This window comes from Duffyella sp. Ts4, from assembly GCF_051851875.1.
GTDB lineage: Bacteria > Pseudomonadota > Gammaproteobacteria > Enterobacterales > Enterobacteriaceae > Duffyella > Duffyella gerundensis.
This window is the reverse complement of record NZ_JBLYPN010000005.1, coordinates 67508-87032: the sequence shown is the minus strand read 5'-3', so window position 1 is coordinate 87032 and position 19525 is coordinate 67508. Positions and strand designations below refer to the sequence as shown.

At 57.4% G+C, this 19525-nt stretch carries 18 protein-coding genes; 4 read left to right on the top strand and 14 right to left on the bottom strand.

Annotated features, from left to right (window positions below; all coding sequences use genetic code 11):
- Window positions 1-479: 479 nt before the first annotated feature.
- Window positions 480-3077, top strand: coding sequence for a bifunctional aconitate hydratase 2/2-methylisocitrate dehydratase (gene acnB, locus ACJY2L_RS10255; protein ID WP_071852549.1), 2598 nt, complete (start codon window positions 480-482; stop codon window positions 3075-3077).
- Window positions 3078-3120: 43 nt separating this feature from the next.
- Here the strand turns inward: acnB and ACJY2L_RS10250 are convergent, their stop codons facing one another.
- From ACJY2L_RS10250 to ACJY2L_RS10215, 8 genes are all read right to left on the bottom strand, one after another.
- Window positions 3121-4425, bottom strand: a complete 1305-nt coding sequence (locus ACJY2L_RS10250) for an MmgE/PrpD family protein (protein WP_439213582.1) — start codon at window positions 4423-4425, stop codon at window positions 3121-3123.
- Window positions 4426-4434: 9 nt separating this feature from the next.
- Complete coding sequence (locus ACJY2L_RS10245; RefSeq protein ID WP_157883907.1) at window positions 4435-5193, bottom strand: ABC transporter ATP-binding protein; 759 nt, start codon at window positions 5191-5193, stop codon at window positions 4435-4437.
- Window positions 5193-6059: an ABC transporter ATP-binding protein gene (locus ACJY2L_RS10240; RefSeq protein ID WP_439213581.1), complete on the bottom strand. Its 867-nt coding sequence runs from the start codon at window positions 6057-6059 to the stop codon at window positions 5193-5195. Before ACJY2L_RS10240 ends, ACJY2L_RS10245 begins: the two co-directional genes overlap by 1 nt.
- Window positions 6052-6975: an ABC transporter permease gene (locus ACJY2L_RS10235; protein ID WP_439213579.1), complete on the bottom strand. Its 924-nt coding sequence runs from the start codon at window positions 6973-6975 to the stop codon at window positions 6052-6054. The genes ACJY2L_RS10240 and ACJY2L_RS10235 overlap by 8 nt, the downstream gene beginning before the upstream one ends.
- The gene (locus ACJY2L_RS10230; RefSeq protein ID WP_439213578.1) at window positions 6972-8042 is read right to left on the bottom strand and encodes an ABC transporter permease; all 1071 of its coding nucleotides are present in this window, start codon (window positions 8040-8042) and stop codon (window positions 6972-6974) included. The genes ACJY2L_RS10235 and ACJY2L_RS10230 overlap by 4 nt, the downstream gene beginning before the upstream one ends.
- Before the next feature lie 11 nt (window positions 8043-8053).
- Complete coding sequence (locus tag ACJY2L_RS10225) at window positions 8054-9637, bottom strand: ABC transporter substrate-binding protein (protein WP_439213577.1); 1584 nt, start codon at window positions 9635-9637, stop codon at window positions 8054-8056.
- A gap of 13 nt (window positions 9638-9650) precedes the next feature.
- A complete protein-coding gene (locus tag ACJY2L_RS10220; protein ID WP_225700986.1) occupies window positions 9651-11078 on the bottom strand; it encodes a M20 family metallopeptidase in 1428 nt (475 codons plus the stop codon).
- Window positions 11079-11253: 175 nt separating this feature from the next.
- Window positions 11254-12168 (bottom strand): LysR family transcriptional regulator, encoded by a 915-nt coding sequence (locus ACJY2L_RS10215; protein ID WP_209500529.1) that lies wholly within the window; start codon window positions 12166-12168, stop codon window positions 11254-11256.
- 207 nt (window positions 12169-12375) lie between these two features.
- Between ACJY2L_RS10215 and yacL the strand changes: the two genes are divergently transcribed.
- A complete protein-coding gene (gene yacL / locus ACJY2L_RS10210) occupies window positions 12376-12738 on the top strand; it encodes a protein YacL (protein WP_187485878.1) in 363 nt (120 codons plus the stop codon).
- A 40-nt stretch (window positions 12739-12778) separates the two neighbouring features.
- Here yacL and speD read toward each other — a convergent pair whose 3' ends face one another.
- From speD to ACJY2L_RS10190, 4 genes are all read right to left on the bottom strand, one after another.
- Window positions 12779-13576, bottom strand: a complete 798-nt coding sequence (gene speD, locus ACJY2L_RS10205; protein ID WP_067428024.1) for an adenosylmethionine decarboxylase — start codon at window positions 13574-13576, stop codon at window positions 12779-12781.
- A gap of 28 nt (window positions 13577-13604) precedes the next feature.
- A complete protein-coding gene (gene speE, locus ACJY2L_RS10200; protein WP_187485879.1) occupies window positions 13605-14468 on the bottom strand; it encodes a polyamine aminopropyltransferase in 864 nt (287 codons plus the stop codon).
- Window positions 14469-14580: 112 nt separating this feature from the next.
- Window positions 14581-14928, bottom strand: a complete 348-nt coding sequence (locus tag ACJY2L_RS10195) for a YacC family pilotin-like protein (protein WP_067428028.1) — start codon at window positions 14926-14928, stop codon at window positions 14581-14583.
- Entirely contained in the window at window positions 14912-15073 is a 162-nt protein-coding gene (locus ACJY2L_RS10190; RefSeq protein WP_187485880.1) for a hypothetical protein, read from the bottom strand. Before ACJY2L_RS10190 ends, ACJY2L_RS10195 begins: the two co-directional genes overlap by 17 nt.
- Before the next feature lie 26 nt (window positions 15074-15099).
- Here ACJY2L_RS10190 and cueO point away from each other — a divergent pair, with 26 nt between their 5' ends.
- A complete protein-coding gene (gene cueO / locus ACJY2L_RS10185) occupies window positions 15100-16707 on the top strand; it encodes a multicopper oxidase CueO (protein WP_439213576.1) in 1608 nt (535 codons plus the stop codon).
- On the opposite strand, the gene ACJY2L_RS10180 is transcribed toward cueO, so the two are convergent.
- Window positions 16704-17984 (bottom strand): cystathionine gamma-synthase family protein, encoded by a 1281-nt coding sequence (locus ACJY2L_RS10180; RefSeq protein WP_439213574.1) that lies wholly within the window; start codon window positions 17982-17984, stop codon window positions 16704-16706. The two genes, cueO and ACJY2L_RS10180, sit on opposite strands and share 4 nt — an antisense overlap.
- Before the next feature lie 226 nt (window positions 17985-18210).
- Between ACJY2L_RS10180 and hpt the strand changes: the two genes are divergently transcribed.
- Window positions 18211-18747 carry a hypoxanthine phosphoribosyltransferase gene (gene hpt / locus ACJY2L_RS10175; protein ID WP_067428038.1) on the top strand — a complete coding sequence of 179 codons (537 nt, stop codon included), beginning with the start codon at window positions 18211-18213 and terminating at the stop codon, window positions 18745-18747.
- An 80-nt stretch (window positions 18748-18827) separates the two neighbouring features.
- Here hpt and can read toward each other — a convergent pair whose 3' ends face one another.
- Window positions 18828-19496, bottom strand: coding sequence for a carbonate dehydratase (gene can / locus ACJY2L_RS10170; RefSeq protein WP_067428040.1), 669 nt, complete (start codon window positions 19494-19496; stop codon window positions 18828-18830).
- Between the last annotated feature and the right edge of the window lie 29 nt (window positions 19497-19525).

The following is a 19525-nucleotide window of genomic DNA, read 5'->3' as shown; positions in this document are numbered from 1 at the left end:
GGAAGAGATAAAGGGAATTAAATTAAAGTGTGCTTTTTTTGCTTTGTTTTTTATTTCTTATTAAATAGCGTTATTCAATTAAGAACGGTCTTAAATAAAGAGAACTGATATAGCAGGCAACGTTATTTTGTTATGTTTGAGTTAAAAAAATAAAAATAACGTTATTGATACACGCATCTTTCTCATCACCGAATGTGTGGAGCACCCGGTGCACGCCTAACCATCAGCAAATTTTAATAAAGTGTGCTGTTAGATAATTTTTTTTCATGTGAGCGCACTTTTCAACGCGCTGTTGCTATGAAATCAGCAGGTTAGGTTTGAGGTGGAAATGTTGCTTTTTTGTAAACGGATTAACAAACAGGCGAAATGCTGCTATGCTGGCCGACGCGAAACCGGGCACCTTACCCTACAAGGATCAATCACAGCGTGGTGAATCAGGTGACCGGGAAGCCTTTTACAATGAGAGCGAGGAGAACGTCGTGCTAGAAGAATACCGTAAGCACGTTGCCGAGCGTGCAGCCCAGGGAATTGTTCCTAAACCGTTAGATGCATCCCAAATGGCCGCGCTGGTTGAACTGCTGAAAAACCCGCCAGCGGGTGAAGAAGAATTCTTATCTGATTTATTGATCAATCGTGTTCCGCCAGGCGTTGATGAAGCGGCCTATGTAAAAGCGGGTTTCCTGGCGGCGATCGCCAAAGGCGAAGCAACCTCTCCTCTGGTATCACCTGAAAAAGCCGTAGAGCTGCTGGGCACCATGCAGGGCGGTTATAACATTCATCCGCTGATCGACGCGCTGGATGATGCTGCATTAGCACCTGGCGCGGCGAAGGCCCTTTCCCACACGCTGCTGATGTTTGACAACTTCTTCGATGTCGAAGAGAAAGCGAAAGCGGGTAACAGCTACGCGCAGCAGGTCATGAAATCCTGGGCCGAGGCAGAGTGGTTCCTTTCGCGTCCTAAATTGGCCGAAAAACTCACCGTTACCGTTTTCAAAGTCACCGGCGAAACCAACACCGACGATCTCTCTCCTGCACCGGATGCCTGGTCACGCCCTGATATTCCACTGCATGCCCTGGCGATGCTGAAAAACGCACGCGAAGGCATTGAGCCGGATGAGCCAGGCAATGTTGGCCCGATCAAACAGATCGCGGCGCTGCAGGCGAAAGGGTTCCCGCTGGCTTATGTTGGCGACGTTGTCGGTACCGGTTCCTCACGTAAATCAGCCACTAACTCGGTGCTCTGGTTTATGGGTGACGACATCCCTAACGTGCCGAACAAGAAAGGCGGCGGCGTGGTACTCGGCGGTAAAATTGCACCGATCTTCTTCAATACGATGGAAGACGCAGGCGCACTGCCGATCGAAGTGGACGTGGATAACCTGAACACCGGCGACGTGATCGATATTTACCCTTACAAAGGGGAAGTGTTGCACCATGAAACGGGTGAACTGCTGGCCAGCTTTACGCTGAAAACCGATGTGTTGCTTGATGAAGTCCGTGCCGGCGGCCGTATTCCACTGATCATTGGTCGTGGTCTGACAACCCGTGCGCGTGAAGCGCTGAACCTGCCGCACAGTGATGTGTTTGTGCAGGCAAAAGACGTGGTGGCCAGCAGCCGTGGCTTCTCGCTGGCGCAGAAAATGGTTGGCCGCGCCTGTGGCGTTGATGGCATCCGTCCAGGTCAGTATTGCGAGCCTAAAATGACCTCGGTCGGCTCGCAGGATACCACCGGGCCGATGACCCGCGATGAGCTGAAAGATCTCGCCTGCCTTGGCTTCTCAGCCGATCTGGTGATGCAGTCTTTCTGCCATACCGCGGCCTATCCAAAGCCGGTGGATGTCACCACGCACCACACGCTGCCAGACTTCATCATGAACCGCGGCGGTGTCTCGCTGCGTCCAGGCGACGGCATTATCCACAGCTGGCTGAACCGCATGCTGCTGCCGGATACCGTTGGTACCGGTGGTGATTCACACACCCGTTTCCCGATCGGCATCTCTTTCCCGGCCGGTTCTGGACTGGTGGCGTTTGCCGCGGCAACCGGCGTTATGCCGCTGGATATGCCGGAATCGGTGCTGGTTCGCTTCAAAGGTAAAATGGAGCCGGGTATCACGCTGCGTGATTTGGTGCATGCGATCCCACTCTATGCCATTAAGCAGGGTCTGCTGACCGTTGAGAAGAAAGGTAAGAAAAACATCTTCTCTGGCCGCATTCTTGAGATTGAAGGCTTGCCAGATCTGAAAGTAGAGCAGGCGTTTGAGCTTTCCGATGCATCGGCAGAGCGTTCGGCGGCAGGCTGTACCATCAAGCTGGGCAAAGATCCGATTATCGAATACCTCAACTCCAACATTGTGCTGCTGAAGTGGATGATCTCCGAAGGTTACGGCGATCGCCGTACGCTGGAGCGCCGTATTCAGGGCATGGAGAAATGGCTGGCCGATCCGCAGCTGCTGGAAGGCGATGCAGATGCTGATTATGCCGCGGTGATCGATATCGATCTGTCGGAGATCAAAGAGCCTATTCTGTGCGCACCAAACGATCCGGACGACGCGCGTCTGCTGTCGGATGTGCAGGGTGAGAAAATCGATGAAGTCTTTATCGGCTCCTGCATGACCAACATCGGCCACTTCCGCGCCGCCGGCAAACTGCTCGACAGCCACAAAGGCCAGCTGCCAACCCGTCTGTGGGTTGCGCCGCCGACTAAAATGGATGCCGCGCAGCTGACTGAAGAGGGCTACTACAGCGTCTTTGGTAAAAGCGGTGCGCGTATTGAGATTCCAGGCTGTTCACTCTGCATGGGGAACCAGGCGCGCGTCGCGGATGGCGCTACGGTAGTTTCTACCTCTACGCGTAACTTCCCGAACCGTCTCGGTAATGGTGCCAACGTCTTCCTCGCCTCGGCGGAGCTGGCGGCGGTCGCTTCACTGCTGGGTAAATTGCCTACGCCGGACGAATATCAACAGTTCATGGCGCAGGTGGATAAAACTGCGGTTGATACCTATCGCTATCTGAACTTTGATCAGCTGTCGCAGTACACTGATAAAGCAGACAACGTGATCTTCCAGACCGCAGTCTGATCGCTATTTCGTTGTAACAAGGGCCGCTAATGCGGCCCTTTTTTTATACCAGCATTTTGCGTAAAAACCGCAGCTGGGGCTGCTGCTCCAGCGCTGCCAGCCGTTGCCATATCACCTGCGCATCGCGCAGCTCGCTGCAGCAATCGATAAACTTTTTCAGCCGTTCGGCCTCGGTAAAGGGATCACCCAGCGCACCTGCCGCGCTAAGCCGCTCAGCATACAGGTGACGGCCATCGCTTAAGGTTACCGTTACGCAATGCGGTAAATTGACGCCTTCCGCTTCATCCACCGCGCTCCAGCTCTCCATAGTAATTCGCTTCAGTTTATCCGCGCTGACCATGGCGACGCGTGCGGCAGTAAAATCGTTGACGCTCAGCGCGCCGTTAGCCAACTGCGTCGCCACGCAATAGGGCATGGAGAAACGCGCCTGCATCTCATCGCCGGGCAGGGGATAGGCGAGGTTACGCAGATTAGCGATGCCTACCTTACAATGCACTGCTGCGACCTGCTCATCATGAAACCCGTGCTCGGCTTGCAGATCGGCAATCGCATCCAGCACGCGATGGGTAGAGCCGCAGCAGGGATGCTTTTTCGGCAGGACGCCAACCTGCTCAATTACATGCGGCTGCGGCTGCAACCAGTGATGCAGCATGGCTGGGGAGAATGCCTGACCGGCATAAAGCGCAGCAAACCCCTGTTCTCCTTCGATAATATCGAACCGTCCGTGCATGCCAGTAGCCGCCAGCTGTGCGGCTTCCACCGCATTGCGCGCCGCCATCCCGGCATGAAACGGCTTTAGCGGCGTACCAAACTGGCCTTTCACGCCGCTGGCGAGGCTGACCGCGATACTCAGCGTTCGCGCAATGCCCGCCCGATCGTGCTGTTTTAACCAGGCGACGCCGGCCGCTGTGCCGATGCAGCCCACGGTTGAGGTGCCGTGCCAGCCTGCGGTGTAATGAGTGGCTGAGACCACATCGCCAATCCACGCCTGCGCCTGCAAGCCGATCAGATACGCCTGCACCAGCGCCTCGCCGTCGCGGTCATCCTCCAGTGCCACCGCCAGTAGCGCGGGCACCAGCACGGCAGACGCATGGCTCATGCCCGGCGTAAAATTATCATCATAATCGATGGCGTGCGCGGCGGTGCCGTTGAGCAGCGCGACAATGGCGGCAGGCTGTGTGGCCTGACTGGCCCACGCCTGTTGCACCGCGCGGCTGGAAAAATCGTGACGCCCGGCATACAGGCAGGCAAGGGTATCGGCAATCGCTTCACGCGCTAACTGGCGTGCACGATCGCTGAAGTGATGTGGCCGCGCGCACCACGCGGCCAGCGTGTCGATCACTGTCATGGCTGCTCCTCAGGCTTCACTGGCGGCAAGAAACTGCCGCGTATAAGGTTGCTGCGCATCGCCGCGCCGCAGCGCATCGGCGCTCAGCTCTTCCAGCAGCGCGCCCTGATGCATAATCGCCACCCGTTCACACAGGTGCGTTACCACCGCCAGATCGTGAGTCACCATCAAATAGGTCAGCTGGCGGCGACGGCGCAGCGTGCTGAACAGGTTGAGAATTTCCGCCTGTACCGACACATCCAGCGCCGAGGTGGGCTCATCCAGCAGCAGTACCGAAGGCTCAACGATCAGCGCACGGGCAATCGCTACCCGCTGACGCTGGCCGCCAGAAAGCTGATGTGGATACCGGTAGCGATAGCTGTCGTTCAACCCCACCGCCAGCAACACCTCGCTAATGCGCTCCTCATGACGATCCAGCTGGTGCAACTGCAGCGGTTCACGTAGCGTGGCGTAAACCATTTTGCGCGGATGCAGTGAGGCATAAGGATCCTGAAATACCATCTGCACCCGGCGATAAAACGCCTTGTTGCGCACCGGCTGCTCTTCGCGGTTATCAAACAAAATAGCGCCGTGATAGTCCGTATTCAGCCCGGCAAGCGCGCGCAGAATGGTCGATTTGCCGCAGCCCGATTCGCCGATCAGCCCATAGCTGTCGCCATCGGCCAGGGTAAAACTGACGTTGCTGACCACCTGACGACGCTGCGCGCCTTCGCCAAAGGCGATGCTAAGATCGACCGTTTCCAGTCGGCGTTGTTGAGAGGGAATCATCATACCAGCACTCCATTTCGCCAGGCGGGCCCCTGCAGCCAGGCGGCATCGCGCGTTGGCACGCTGAGCATCTCCACCGGCTGATGCAAACGTGGCTGGCTGGCCAGCAGCGCCTGGGTGTAAGGATGCCGCGCATTGTGTAGATCGGCAGCGGCAATCTCTTCCACGATGCGGCCGGCATACATCACCAGCACGCGATCGCAGAAACGCGATACCAGATTCAAGTCGTGGCTGATAAAGAGCAGGCCGGTATTGCGGCGCGCCAGCAACTCATCAAGAATCGCCAGCACCTGCTGGCGCACGGTGACGTCAAGCGCCGAGGTCGGCTCATCGGCGATAATCAGGTCGGGTTCCGGGATCAGCATCATGGCAATCATCACCCGCTGGCCCATGCCGCCTGAAATTTCATGCGGATAAAGCCGGTACACTTTTTCCACGTCGCGAATGTGCACCGCTTCCAGCATCTGCAACGCCCGCTTCTGCGCCTCGCGCTGGCTCACCTTGCTATGCAGGCGATAGGCTTCCGCGACCTGATCGCCAATACGCATCAGCGGGTTAAGTGAAAACTTCGGGTCCTGCAAAATCATTGATATACGGTTGCCGCGCAGGCTACGCATCTGCTTTTCACTGGCGGCCAGCAGGTCGATGCCGTCAAACTGCATGCGGGTGGCCTCAATACGGCCCGCTTTCGGCGTCAGCTTCAGCAGCGCGCGGCAGGTTTGCGATTTGCCCGATCCCGACTCGCCAACGATTGCCAGCTTTTCACGGCCAACGCGAAACGAGACGTTGCGCACCGCATGCTGCTCCTGATGCGCACCCTTGAAAATAATGTTGAGATCTTCCACTTCCAGCAGGCTGTTATTCATGGCGCAGATCCATCACATCGCGCAGGCCATCACCCAACAGGTTGAAGGCCAGGCTGGTAAAAAGAATCGCTAAACCGGGGATGGCGGCAATCAAACCGTGGTTCAGCATAAATTCGCGACCGGAGGCGAGCATCGCGCCCCATTCCGGGCTGGGCGCCTGCGCGCCCAATCCGAGAAACCCCAGCCCGGCGGCGGTGAGAATAATAGCGGCCATATTCATGGTGACGCGCACCACCACCGACGGCAGGCACATCGGCATGATATGACGCAAAATAATGTGCCACGACGAAGCGCCCTGCAGCCTGACCGCCGCGATGTAATCCATCTTGCGCACCGAGAGCGTCTCCGCCCGTGCCAGACGCGCAATCGGCGGCCAGGATGAGATTGCGATGGCGATAATGGCGTTTTCAATGCCCGGACCCAGCGCGGCGACAAAGGCCAGCGCCAGAATCAGGCTGGGAAAGGCGAGAAAAATATCGACGATGCGCATCAGCAAGGTATCGACCCAGCCGCCGATATAGCCTGCGCTGGTGCCGACGATCAGCCCCAGCGGCGTGATAATCATGGCGGTCAGGCCAGCAATATAGAGCGTGATGCGCGCGCCAAAGAGCAGGCGGCTGTAAATATCGCGCCCCAGTTCATCGGTGCCGAGCCAGTTATCGGCGGAAGGGGGTTGCAACCGGTGCGCCAGATCCTGAGCATAAATATCGTGAGTGGCCAGCAGCGGGGCAAACAGTGCCGCAAGGGCAATCACCAGCAGCACCAGCAGGCCGAATAGCGCCGAGTGGTTCGCGCAGAAGCGATGCCACTGTAGCCACATCTGCTGCATACGTGCCTGAAACGGCGTCGCCGGTGCGGGCGCTCGTATCCAGCTGCGCAGGGTTGTGGGTGTGGCGCGATTAACGGAATCGGTCATTTTTCCTCCTGACGCGTGCGGGGATCGAACAGGCGATAGAGCAGATCGCAAACCAGGTTGAGCAGCACAAAGATGGCGCCGGTCAGCAGCGTACAGCCGACCACCGCATTCATGTCGCCCGCCAGCAGCGCATTGGTGAGATAGCGGCCAAAACCGGGCCAGGCAAACACCGTTTCGGTGAGCACTGCGCCTTCCAGCAGCCACGCCCACGACAGCGCCACCACGGTCAGCGTCGGCACGGCGATATTGCGCAGCGCATGTCCCCAGACGCAGCGCGACCACGACAGCCCTTTAACCCGCGCGGTGATAATGTATTCCTGCGACAGCTGTTCCAGCATAAAACTGCGCGTCATACGGCTGATATAGGCGAGCGAGCTCAGGCCAAGAATCGACGCTGGCAGAATGATATGGCCGAAGACGTTTTTGAACATCGCCCAGTTACCGCTCAACGCGCTGTCGATCAGCCAGAAGCCGGTGACCGGTTGCAGATCGAACTCATAGATAAAATCGATGCGTCCCGGGCCGCCGATCCAGCCAAGCGTGGCGTAAAACAGCAGCAATCCCATCAAACCCAGCCAGAAATGGGGCGTGGAATAGCTGAGCAGGCCGAGGAAACGCACCAGATGGTCAAACGGCGAGTTGCGATACATCGCGGATAACACGCCCGCCGGAATGCCGAAGCCGACGCCAATCAGCGCCGCCAGGGTCGCCAGCTCCAGCGTGGCTGGAAACACGCGCAGAATATCGCTGCTAACCGGCTGGCTGGTGGTCAGCGCGATGCCAAAATCGAGCCGCGCCAGCTGAGTGATATAGTCGATAAACTGCTGCCACAGCGGCTGATCCAGCCCGAGCTGGTGAAACATCCGATCGTACGCTTCCTGACTGGCGTTATCGCCGATGATCGCCACCACTGGATCGATGGGCAGCAGCCGACCGATAAAAAAGGTCAGCGCTGCCAGTCCGAGCAGGGTGCAGAAAATCGATAGCCCGCCGCGCAGTAGCGTGCGTGAACGCCGCCAGAACAGGGAAGGTGCGGCCGGATGGGAAACCGGGAGAGTCTGCGCCATTGCTGCCTCCGTTATTTCGTTGCCGCACCGTACCAGACGCGGAAGCCGTTCCACGTCCAGCTCTTCAGCACCGGATTAATTCCAGCGCTGTTGTACATCTGGAACATGATCGCCATCGGGCCTTTCTGCATCACCTCGCGTTGCAGATCGGCATACCGCGCACTGCGTTTGCTGTCATCCGGTTCCAGCAGCGCCTGCTCCACCGCCTGATTCATTCCGGCATTATAGTAGGCGGCCCGCCAGCTGGGATATTGCGTGGCGCGCGCCTCTTTACGATTGTCGGGATTAAACACCAGGCGCGAGGCGTTGCCGTAGGCGTCCGGCACCGACGTTTGCCAGGCCATCATTACGCTCTGAAACTCACGCCCGCGCGCCCGGCTGAACAGCTGCGCGTTGGCCATGCGTTCGAGCGTCAGCTTCACGCCCACTTTGGCGGCGTTCTGCTGAATGCTCTGGGCAATTGGCGCGGAGTGGGGCAGGGTGCCAAACAGCACCGAGGCGCTGAAACCATTGGGATAGCCCGCTTCGCTCAGCAGCTGTTTTGCCTTCGCCAGATCCAGGCTGAACGGCTGCCCCTGTTGCTCATCCAGCGCGCCAAACGCACCGAGCTGCACAAAGCTGGCGCGCGGTACACCGAGATAAGGCATCACGCTTTTCGCCAGGCCCTGATAATCGATCAGATAGCGCATCGCCAGCCGCACTTTCTCATTTTTGAAAATGGGATCCTGATTGTTGAAGCTCCAGAAAAAGAGCTGCGGCTTAAGGACTTTTGCCACCTGTACCTTGCCGCCCTGATCGAGGGTTTTCAGATCGTCTGCGGAGAGATCGCGGGCGATATCCACGTCGCCCTGCATCACCAGCAGACGCTGGGTGCCGGTCTCCGCCACGTGGCGAATCAGCACCCGCTTCAGCTTCGGCGGTGTGCCCCAATAATTAGGCGTGGCCTGAAGCACCACGCCTTCACCGGCGTTCCAGCGCGCCAGCTGGTAAGGACCCACACAGGCGGTATGCGTGGCAAGATACTTATGACCAAAATCACCGTTAACCGCCTCTTTCTCCACCTGTTTACGGTTAATCAGCGAAGAGACGTTGTTGGCGGCGATCGCCTGCAGCACCAGATTAGTGGGGTAAGCCTTATCAAAACGGATGATCAGCGTCTGGTCATCGCTGGCGGTAATCATGCTGTCAACGTTCTCTTTGGTGAAGCCATACTCTTTGATATTGGCCGCGTTGCCGTAGCCAAGTTTCACGATGCGTTGCAGTGACCAGGCGAGATCGCCGGCGCTGGCGGGAGAACCGTCGTTAAATTTCAGGTTGTCCTGCAGATGAAAGGTAATGGTTTTGCGATCGGCAGAAACATCCCAGCTTTTTGCCAGGCCGGGCGTCAGCTGCGTTTCATCTTTTACCGCAAAATCAACCAGCGAGTCGCAGGTATTGGCGTAAATTTCACTGGTGACCACTTCGCCAATCTGTGCCGGATCCCATGTGCTGATGGCGTCAATGTTCCACGCCATCACCAGTGAATCGGGCGGCGTGGCGGCGTTGGCGGTGCCGGTAACGGCGGCCAGCGCCAGGGCTAGAGAAGATAATTTCATCGCGGCTCCAGGTTTACAGGTCAGCAGGACGTGGCTGAACCGGCGGTTTAACGTCGGCAGGAATCGGGCACTTATAGGGTTTCTCACTGATCTGTGCGGCGTGCGCCTGTTTGATCTGCGCCAGCAGCGCGGGATCGGTCAACACGTCAACCGCGGTGGCGGCCATGACTTTAGCAACGTGCGCTAACCCTTTATGCGCCGCGGGCATTTTGCCCTGCGCGGTAAGCTGCCAGGAGTGGCCCGGCGTGCCGATCGCCATGGTCGGAATATGCGCCTGCACGGTGGGGATAACCCAGCTGACATCGCCGACGTCGGTTGAACCGATCATCACTTCACCGTGGCTGTCGAGCGGCACAATGTAGTCGCTAAGCGCCTTTGGCTGCGCCGGTTTAACGCCCGATTTGCGGTAGCAGCTCTCCAGCTCCTCGGCAGTCAGCGTCGCCTGAATCTCGGCGGCGAAGGCGTAATCCGCCTGATCGAACGGCACGGTGCCGAGCGCCTCGAGATTGCGCTGCATCGTTTCCTCCAGCGGGCGATTGCCGAGCAGGTTAGAGACCGCGCTCATGATGCTGATCTCCAGCTGGGTTTCGGTCATCATCGCCGCGCCCTGTGCCACTTTTTTTACCCGCTCGTTGAGATCAAACATGGCGTGCACATCGCGCGAGCGGATGGCGTAACGCACCGCCGCTTTGGCCTGCACCACGTTGGGCGCGATGCCGCCGGAATCGAGCATGGCGTAGTGAATACGTGAATCCTGCGGCACATGTTCGCGCAGGTACTGCACGCCGACGTTCATCAGCTCCACGGCATCCAGTGCGCTGCGGCCGAGATGCGGCGAGGCGGCGGCGTGCGAAGAGCGGCCGGTAAAGAAGAAATCCATGCGGGTATTGGCCAGCGACAGCGGTTTGGCAACTTCATGCTGGGTGCTGGGGTGCCAGGTGATCGCCACGTCGACGCCGTCAAAGGCACCGGCGCGTGCCATAAATGATTTAGCCGCGCCACCTTCTTCAGCCGGGCAGCCGTAATAGCGCACCCGCCCCGGCAGACCGCGTTCGGCCAGCCACTCTTTCAGCGCGGTGGCGGCGAGCAGGGCGGCTGAGCCAAGCAGATTATGGCCGCAGCCGTGACCTTGCCCGTTGCCCGGCAGCGGCGAATAGTGTGCGACGCCGGAAGCCTGGCTCAATCCGGGCAGGGCGTCATATTCACCGAGAATGGCGATAATCGGCCCGCCTTCACCCGCTTCGCCCATAACGGCGGTGGGAATATCCGCCACGTTTTCCGTGACGCGAAACCCCTGCTGGCGCAGCATAGTGCTGTGTTCCGCCACCGAGCGGTATTCGGTATAGCAAATTTCCGGCATACCCCAGACGCGATCGCTCAGCGCGCAGAATTCAGCCTGATGCTCTTCAACCCGTTTCCAGACCAACGCTTTGTCTTGCATGATATTCCCCACGGTAAGTGCTGCGGATAGTGCTGACGCCGGAGCGTCGCTGAATCTTCAGCATGCGGGAGGGCGATAACAAAAGGCCAATGCGTTCTTTTCCTGCCCTATTCCAAAATTGCATAGTTTGGCGGGCGGCATGCACGGGGCGGCATTCCCGGCACGCAGCGAGCGATCAGGCGGCGTGCATCGCCTGATTGGCGCGTTCAGCGCTGTGCCAGAGATGTTCTGCCTGGCGGTTGCGCAGCACTGGCTGACGATAGAGATGAATATCGAGCACCATGTCCCAGAATGGCGATCCGGCTCGTACCAGGCTGCCGTTGGCCAGTTCCGCTTTCACCAGGCTCAACGGCAGCCAGGCAACCCCGACCCCGCTCATCGCCATCGCTTTGAGGTTAATCGACATGCCATTTTCATAGATGACCTGCAGCGGCAGCGGCTTCTCTTTCAACAGCTGCGCCAGCGCATGGGCAAAAAAGGAGTGCTGGCCGTAGCTCAGCCAGGGAATCGGCTGGGTACTGTGCAGCGGATAAAGTGGCTCTCCGCCCGCGGCGGGGCGGCAAACGGCGATGGCACGTTCGCGGCCAACCGGCAGGTGCGGATAAGGGGACAGTTGCTGCATCAGCGTCACCGACGGATGCGCGTAGGTCAGCAGAAAGTCCGTTTCACCGCCGTGCAGTAGCGAAATATGCTCCACAAAGGTCGGCTTCTGATCGCACAGCCTGACATGACCGAGCTGCTGTTGCGGATTGACCTGCTGGAACCAGTCGGGAAAAAAAGTCAGCGATAGCGTATTCAACATGGCAAAGCGAATCACCTCGGTGCGGTTGTTATAGCGCTGATGCAGATTCTGACGCAGATGCAACATGGCGTGCACGGTTTCCGAAGCGGTGATGAGAAACGCCTGGCCTTCTGGCGTCAGGGTCACCGGATAGGTTTTGCGGTCAAACAGCGGTACGCCAAGCCACTCTTCCAGCTGGCGAATGCGGCGGCTTAACGCCGATTGCGTCACGTGGCGCTCATCAGCGGCACGGGTAAAACTGTAGCAGCGGGCAACGCTGAGGAAATCTTCAAACCATTTCAGTTCCATGGCCAGAGCCTCGTTGGGACGAAAAGGGGAAAAATTGTTCAGCTGACATACTTTGTTACGCAAGAAACGCGCCAGTCTGGCTGACGTCGCGCAGAGCGCTGTTTTTCGTCGGCAACGCTGCGATAATGATGCTTTCGCAGCCCGCGGCTGCGTTTGTTGCACCAGCGGCGCGCACCAGCATGAGGCCGACACGAGAAGGTAAAGCAGATGGAATATGAATTTTTACGCGACATCACCGGCAAGGTGAAAGTGCGCATGACCATGGACCATGAAGCGGTGGGTCACTGGTTTAATGAAGAGGTCGATGAAAATCTGACGCTGCTGGATGAGGTGGAAGCGGCGGCGCAGGAGGTCAAAGGCAGCGTGCGGCAATGGCAGCGTATCGGCAAAGAGTACACGCTGTGGATGGATGAAGAAGAGGTGATGATTCGGGCCAATCAGCTGGCGCTGGAAGATGACGGGATGGAAGAGGGCATGAATTATTATGACGAAGAGAGCCTGTCATTCTGCGGCGTGGAAGATTTTCTGGCGGTGATTGCGGCCTATCGTGCATTTTTGCAGGGGCGTTAAGCCATGGCGTTCGCCCGAGGCAGGCGAACGCATGAGGATATCAGCTCAGCGCCGGAATATTGCGCGCGTAGTAAATCTCGCGCATCTCTTTCCACAGCAGATCGGTAATCCGCTTGTGCTCCTGCGGCGTCAGCGTTTCTGGCCGGGTATTGAACAGATAATGTTTCAGGTCGAACTCTTTCAATAACATCTTGGTATGAAAGATATTTTCCTGGTACACGTTCACGTCCATCATGTCATACATCGCCTTCATGTCCTGCGACATAAAGTTCTGTATTGAGTTGATCTCATGATCGATGAAGTGTTTTACGCCGTTGATATCGCGGGTAAAACCGCGCACGCGATAGTCAATGGTCACGATGTCCGATTCCAGCTGATGAATCAGGTAGTTCAGCGCCTTCAGTGGCGAAATCACGCCACAGGTTGAAACCTCAATATCGGCGCGAAAGGTACAAAGCCCGCCTTCCGGATGGCTTTCCGGATAGGTATGCACGCAGATGTGGCTTTTATCGAGGTGCGCCACCACCGAGTTCGGTAGCGGGCCAGGATGCTCTGATGTATCGATATCTTTTGGATCCACCGGCTCCTCACTGACCAGAATAGTCACGCTGGCACCTTGCGGTTCATAATCCTGGCGCGCGATGTTCAGCACATTAGCGCCAATAATCGAGCAGGTTTCCGTAAGAATTTCGGTCAGGCGCGTGGCGTTGTACTGCTCATCAATATAGGCGATATAGCCATCGCGCTCGGCTTCGCTGTGCGCGTAGCAGATATCGTAAATACAAAAGCTCAGGCTCTTGGTCAGGTTGTTAAAGCCGTGAAGTTTCAGCTTCTGCAATGGTCATTACCCCCCAGAGTCGTGCCCATCATGCCTGGTCAGCAAGGGCGTTTAGCAAGTATTGCGGCAGAGCAAAGCTGCCGGTGTGGATCGCCGCATTATAGTAGCGGCAGTTCAGGCCTGCGGCCGTAAAACGGTGTTGCAAGGTGGCGGCGTCCAGCTGGCGCAATGCCGGATTATCGCTCGCCCAGGCGAAGGTCATGATGCCGCCGTAATAGGTCGGAATCGCCGCCTGATAAAAGCTAACATCGCTGAAATAGTGGCTCAACTTGCGATGGCTGTTGAGCGCTTCATCCTGCTGCAGGAAACAGACGCCATTCTGCGCCACAAAGATGCCATTTTCATTAAGGGCACGTTTGCAACCGGCATAAAATTCAGAGGTGAACAGGCTCTCGCCCGGACCGACAGGATCGGTACAGTCAGAGATGATCACATCAAATTTTTCGGCGGTTTGCGTCACGAAGTTAACACCGTCGTCGATCACCAAATTGAAACGAGGATCGTCATAGGCACCCGCGCTGTGATTAGGCAGATACTGTTTGCAGAAGGTGACCACGCCAGCGTCAATTTCCACCATGGTGATCTGTTCGATTGCGGTGTGACGCGATACTTCGCGCAGCATGGCGCCGTCGCCACCGCCGATAATCAGCACCTTTTTGGCCGCGCCGTGCGCCAGCAGCGGCACATGCGTCATCATTTCGTGATAGATAAACTCATCACGCTCGGTGGTTTGCACCACGCCATCCAGCGCCATCACGCGCCCGAACGCAGCGTTCTGAAAAATGATCAGATCCTGATGCGCGGTTTTCTCACGGTAGAGCACGTCATCAACCGTGAAATATTGACCGAAACCGGGGTGCAGCGTTTCAAACCACATCTCATTCTGTGTCATGGTGGGGCTCTCCTTTCTATGACATCGCCATGAAAACGGGCGGCACATCATAGCTAACTCCGCCCCGGGTTGCACGGGCAAATCAGTGGCCAGAGAGCGGACGCAGCGGGGGTTATTTGACGTAGGCGAGCAGGCTGAGGGAGTCGCGAGCCAGTGACTTACACTTCTTGTCGTTAGCGATGGCGATGCCGCTCAAATCGCGGTAGCTGTCTTCGCCAAGCGACTTCATGTTGTAGTTGCTGTAGTTGCTTAAATCCCAACGATTCTGCTGGGCGAAAAACACCAGCGCTTTGCGGATCTGCGCATCAGGCAAATCCTGATAGCCGCAGTCGTTTTTGAGATAGACAAAAACGGCGGTGAGATCGGCTAAATCTTCTGCTTCCGATTCGCTCAGGGCAAAACTGGTGGAGGAGAAGCCAAGCAGCCCGGCTAACAGCAGGACCTTAATGCTTTTCTTCATAATTATTCTCATCGTGTCGTAATTGGCCTGACGTTAGCACAGTTGCGCATACTCTACAGCCAAATTTCATTGCCGGTGACGCTTTTTTCAGCTCAGCCGCTGCACCAGGCTTGACCTTGCCGCTGGGGAAAGGTTTATGCTGCATGCTGACCTCCGTTATAAGGATGCCCGATGCTACGCCGTGATTTCCTCAAACTCACCGCTGCCCTCAGCGCCGCCGGTGCGCTGCCGCTGTGGAGCCAGCGCGCACTGGCACAAACGCGCCCGATGTTGCCGATTCCCGATCTGCTGACGCCTGACGCGCGCGGCACGATCACACTGCGTATGCAGACTGGCACCAGTCAGTGGCGCGGCAATGCTGTACCCAGCTGGGGCTACAACGGCAATTTACTCGGACCTGCACTGCAACTGGAGCGCGGTAAACGTACCACCATCACGTTGCATAATCAGCTGCCGGAAGCGACCACGCTGCACTGGCACGGTTTATTGATTCCCGGCGAGGTCGATGGTGGGCCGCATGCGCTGCTGGCGCCGGGCGAACAGCGCAGCGTCAGCATCACGCCGGATCAGCCCGCCGCCACCTGTTGGTTTCATCCGCATACGCACGGCCGCAGCGGCTATCAGGTGGCGCAGGGACTGGCCGGACTGGTGCTGGTGCAGGACATTGAGGCAGAGCAACTGCTGCTGCCAAAACAGTGGGGCATCGACGATTTGCCGCTGGTGTTTCAGGACAAGCAGCTGACTGCCGATGGCAAACGCATCGATTATCAGCTCAACGTGATGCGCGCGGCGGTGGGCTGGTTTGGCGACATGATGCTAACCAACGGCGTTGAGTATCCACAGCAGGCGGTGCCGCGCGGCTGGCTGCGTTTGCGCCTGCTCAACGGCTGTAATGCACGCTCTCTACAGTTAACCACCAGCGATCGCCGGCCGCTGTATGTCATTGCCAGCGACGGCGGCCTGCTGGCCGAGCCGGTTCGCCTTGAGACGCTGTCGCTGCTGCCGGGCGAACGTTTTGAAGTGCTGGTGGATACGCACGACGGCAAATCGTTTGATCTGACTACGCTGCCGGTTAAGCAGATGGGCATGACGCTGGCGCCGTTCGACCAGCCGTTGCCGCTGCTGCGCATTCAGCCGCTCCAGGTGCAGGCCAGCGGCACGCTGCCCGATGCGCTGGTGGCGCTACCGCCGGTTCCGTCCAGCGAGGGCATCACTAACCGCTGGCTGCAGCTCAGCATGGACCCGCAGCTCGATCGGCTGGGCATGCAGCAGCTGATGGATCGCTATGGCATGAAGGCGATGGCGGGCATGGATAGGGATCAGCATGCGGGCATGAAAATGCCGGAAGATGCGCATCAGAAGACGTCCGGCCATCAGGGAATGGATCACCATCAACATGGCGGCGCGCCTCAACCGACTTCCACCGCCTGGGATTTCCATCAGGGCAATAAAATCAACGGCCAGCCCTTCAATATGAACAAGCCGATGTTTGACGTAAAACGCGGCGCGCTGGAGAAATGGACGATTTCAGGCGAAGGTGATGCGATGCTGCATCCGTTCCATATTCACGGCACGCAGTTTCGGATTCTCAGCGAAAATGGCAAACCCCCGGCGGCGCACCGCCAGGGATGGAAAGACACCGTTAACGTCGAGGGTTGGCGCAGCGAAGTGCTGGTACGGTTTGATCACCTCGCGGCGGCCGACCACGCCTATATGGCGCACTGTCATCTGCTGGAGCATGAAGACACCGGCATGATGCTGGGCTTCACGGTCAGTTAATGTGTCGCCAGCGCCAGGCGGATATTGGCAATCAAATCACTGGGGTGCTCAATGCCGATAGAGAGACGGATCGTGGCTTCGCTGATGCCAATGCGCTCGCGCTCCGCCTGCGGCACGCCGGAGTGGGTGGTGCTCGCCGGGTGGCTGGCCAGCGATTCGGTGCCACCGAGGCTGACCGCCAGCTTGAACAGCTGTAACGCATTGAGAAAGGCAAAAGCGGCGGGCTGTCCACCGCGAATATCAAACGAAAAGGTCGATCCGCCGCCGCTGCACTGGCTGGCGTAAACTTTGCCCGCCGGAGAGTTAACGTCGAGCGCGGGCAGCCAGTGCAGTTTTTCCACCTGCGGCTGCTCGGCAAGAAACGCGGCAATCAGCTGCGCATTCTGCCACGCCTTCTCCATGCGCAGCGACAGCGTTTCCAGCGAACGGCCAATCAGCCAGCTGGAATAGGCGTCCAACTGGGTGCCAATGGCGCTACGCAGCTGACGAATTTTGCCAATGATATGCTTGCTGCCCAATGCGGCACCGGCAATCAGATCGGAATGGCCGGCAACATATTTAGTCAGTGAGTAGAGCGAAATATCTGCCCCCCACTGCAGCGGACGCTGAAAAATAGGGCCGAGCAGGGTGTTGTCGCAGGCTACCAGCGGGCGCAAGGCTTGCTGCTGTCCAATCTCTTCGCTGATGCGGCGCATCAGGGCAATATCCACCAGGCTGTTGGTGGGATTCGCCGGCGTCTCTACCAGCAGCATCGCGACCCGGCCCAGGCGCATCGCTTCGGTTGCCGCCGCTCTTACGCTCGCTTCATCGGTGCCATCGCTGAAGCCCACCGTCTGAATATTCATCTCCGCCAGGGTTTTACTGAGCAGCGTGGCCGTGCCGCCATACAGCGGCTGCGAGTGCAGGATTACGTCGCCTGGCCGGGTAAATGCCAGCAGCGTGGTGGTAATGGCCGACATGCCGGAAGAGAACAGCGCCGCACTTTCCGTCTGCTCATAAACCGCCAGGCGGTCCTCAACAATTTCGCTGTTAGGGTGATTAAAGCGTGAATAGACCAGCCCAATGCTGTCGCCCTGTGGCGGCTGGCGGCGGCCGGAAACATAGTCAAAAAAGTCACGTCCCTCTTCGGCGCTGTTGAACACAAAGGTGGAGGTTAAAAACACCGGCGGCTTGACGGCGCCTTCTGACAGTCGCGGGTCAAAACCGTAGTTCAGCATCTGGGTTTCCGGATGCAGAGCGTGATCGCCAATATGCGTTTTCTTGCTGGATAAGGACATAAAATACCTGCTGAAAAGAAGAGGGGGAACGCGTGGCGTTGAGTGTAACCAGACGGCACACGGAAAACTGAGTTATGCGCAAATATTCTAAGCTTAGACGGCGGCATCACATGGCGAGGCACCGCGCTTTTTGCCACGATAACGTTTGCATCCCGTTCCGCTAACCGTACGGCAAATTAACTGTGATAAACTGCGGCGTTTTCCAGGGTTAATCAGGTTGAATGTGATGAAACACAGCGTTGATGTAATGATCTCCGAAGCAGATATCCGCACGCGCGTGGCGGAACTGGGCAGCCAAATCTCTGCTGATTACCGCGACAGCGGCAGCGAAATGGTTTTGGTGGGATTACTGCGGGGCTCTTTTATGTTTATGGCCGATCTCTGTCGCGCCATTGACGTCTCACACGAAGTCGATTTTATGACGGCTTCCAGCTACGGCAGCGGCATGTCGAGCTCGCGTGACGTTAAAATCCTCAAAGATCTGGATGAAGATATCCGCGGTAAAGATGTGCTGATCGTTGAAGATATTATCGATTCAGGGAATACGCTGAGCAAAGTGCGTGAAATCCTGCAGCTGCGTGGGCCAAAATCACTGGCGATCTGTACGCTGCTGGACAAGCCGGAGCGACGTGAAGTGACGGTGCAGGTGGAATATGTTGGTTTTACCATTCCCGATGAGTTTGTGGTCGGCTATGGTATTGATTATGCGCAGCGTTATCGTCATCTGCCGTATGTTGGTAAGGTCACACTGTTCGACGAGTAACAGCACAATCCACCAAGGCTGCGCTCTGCGGCCTGCGATAGAATGCGCCGCCAGCGGAATCCCGCTGGCGGCGTGTTGCGTTACTCCTGACGCGGGCTGTCAGGGGTATGCAGCAGATTAGCGATGCCGTGACGGTAACGCTGTTCGAGGATCTCCCGGCTGGTGGCAGTGACTTCCAGATCGCGCAGATAGCCATCCTGAATGCCATAAACCCAACCGTGAATGGTCACATTCTGCCCACGCTTCCATGCAGATTGCATCACGGTGGAGTGGCCAAGGTTGTAAACCTGTTCGATCACGTTGATTTCACAAAGTTTATCAAAGCGCTTTTCTGGCGGTAATTCGCCGAGGAAGGAACTATGCTTGTACCACAAATCGCGGATATGCAGCAGCCAGTTGTTGATTAAGCCCAGCTCCGGGTTTTCAACCGCCGCCTGCACGCCACCGCAGCCGTAGTGACCGCAAATGATAATGTGTTCAACTTCCAGCACCTCAACGGCGTACTGCACCACTGACAGGCAGTTGAGGTCGGTGTGAATCACCAGGTTTGCCACATTGCGATGAACAAAAAGTTCGCCAGGCTCCAGCCCGGTGAGGCGTTCAGCGGGCACGCGGCTGTCGGAGCAGCCGATCCACAGGAAGCGCGGTTTCTGCGCCAGCGCCAGACGCTCAAAGAAACCAGGATCCTCTTCAACCAGCAATTTGGACCACTCGCGGTTATTACTGATAAGGGTATCAATGTCTTTCATTAAGGTTACCAACCGTACAAGCTAAACGT

Bases quoted from the DNA above. Each gene is read 5' to 3' on its own strand.
- ACJY2L_RS10250 (WP_439213582.1), bottom strand. From the start codon at position 4,425: ATGACAGTGATCGACACGCTGGCCGCGTGGTGCGCGCGGCCACATCAC.
- ACJY2L_RS10245 (WP_157883907.1), bottom strand. From the start codon at position 5,193: ATGATTCCCTCTCAACAACGCCGACTGGAAACGGTCGATCTTAGCATC.
- ACJY2L_RS10240 (WP_439213581.1), bottom strand. From the start codon at position 6,059: ATGAATAACAGCCTGCTGGAAGTGGAAGATCTCAACATTATTTTCAAG.
- ACJY2L_RS10235 (WP_439213579.1), bottom strand. From the start codon at position 6,975: ATGACCGATTCCGTTAATCGCGCCACACCCACAACCCTGCGCAGCTGG.
- ACJY2L_RS10230 (WP_439213578.1), bottom strand. From the start codon at position 8,042: ATGGCGCAGACTCTCCCGGTTTCCCATCCGGCCGCACCTTCCCTGTTC.
- ACJY2L_RS10225 (WP_439213577.1), bottom strand. From the start codon at position 9,637: ATGAAATTATCTTCTCTAGCCCTGGCGCTGGCCGCCGTTACCGGCACC.
- ACJY2L_RS10220 (WP_225700986.1), bottom strand. From the start codon at position 11,078: ATGCAAGACAAAGCGTTGGTCTGGAAACGGGTTGAAGAGCATCAGGCT.
- ACJY2L_RS10215 (WP_209500529.1), bottom strand. From the start codon at position 12,168: ATGGAACTGAAATGGTTTGAAGATTTCCTCAGCGTTGCCCGCTGCTAC.
- yacL (WP_187485878.1), top strand. From the start codon at position 12,376: ATGGAATATGAATTTTTACGCGACATCACCGGCAAGGTGAAAGTGCGC.
- speE (WP_187485879.1), bottom strand. From the start codon at position 14,468: ATGACACAGAATGAGATGTGGTTTGAAACGCTGCACCCCGGTTTCGGT.
- ACJY2L_RS10195 (WP_067428028.1), bottom strand. From the start codon at position 14,928: ATGAAGAAAAGCATTAAGGTCCTGCTGTTAGCCGGGCTGCTTGGCTTC.
- ACJY2L_RS10190 (WP_187485880.1), bottom strand. From the start codon at position 15,073: ATGCAGCATAAACCTTTCCCCAGCGGCAAGGTCAAGCCTGGTGCAGCG.
- cueO (WP_439213576.1), top strand. From the start codon at position 15,100: ATGCTACGCCGTGATTTCCTCAAACTCACCGCTGCCCTCAGCGCCGCC.
- ACJY2L_RS10180 (WP_439213574.1), bottom strand. From the start codon at position 17,984: ATGTCCTTATCCAGCAAGAAAACGCATATTGGCGATCACGCTCTGCAT.
- hpt (WP_067428038.1), top strand. From the start codon at position 18,211: ATGAAACACAGCGTTGATGTAATGATCTCCGAAGCAGATATCCGCACG.
- can (WP_067428040.1), bottom strand. From the start codon at position 19,496: ATGAAAGACATTGATACCCTTATCAGTAATAACCGCGAGTGGTCCAAA.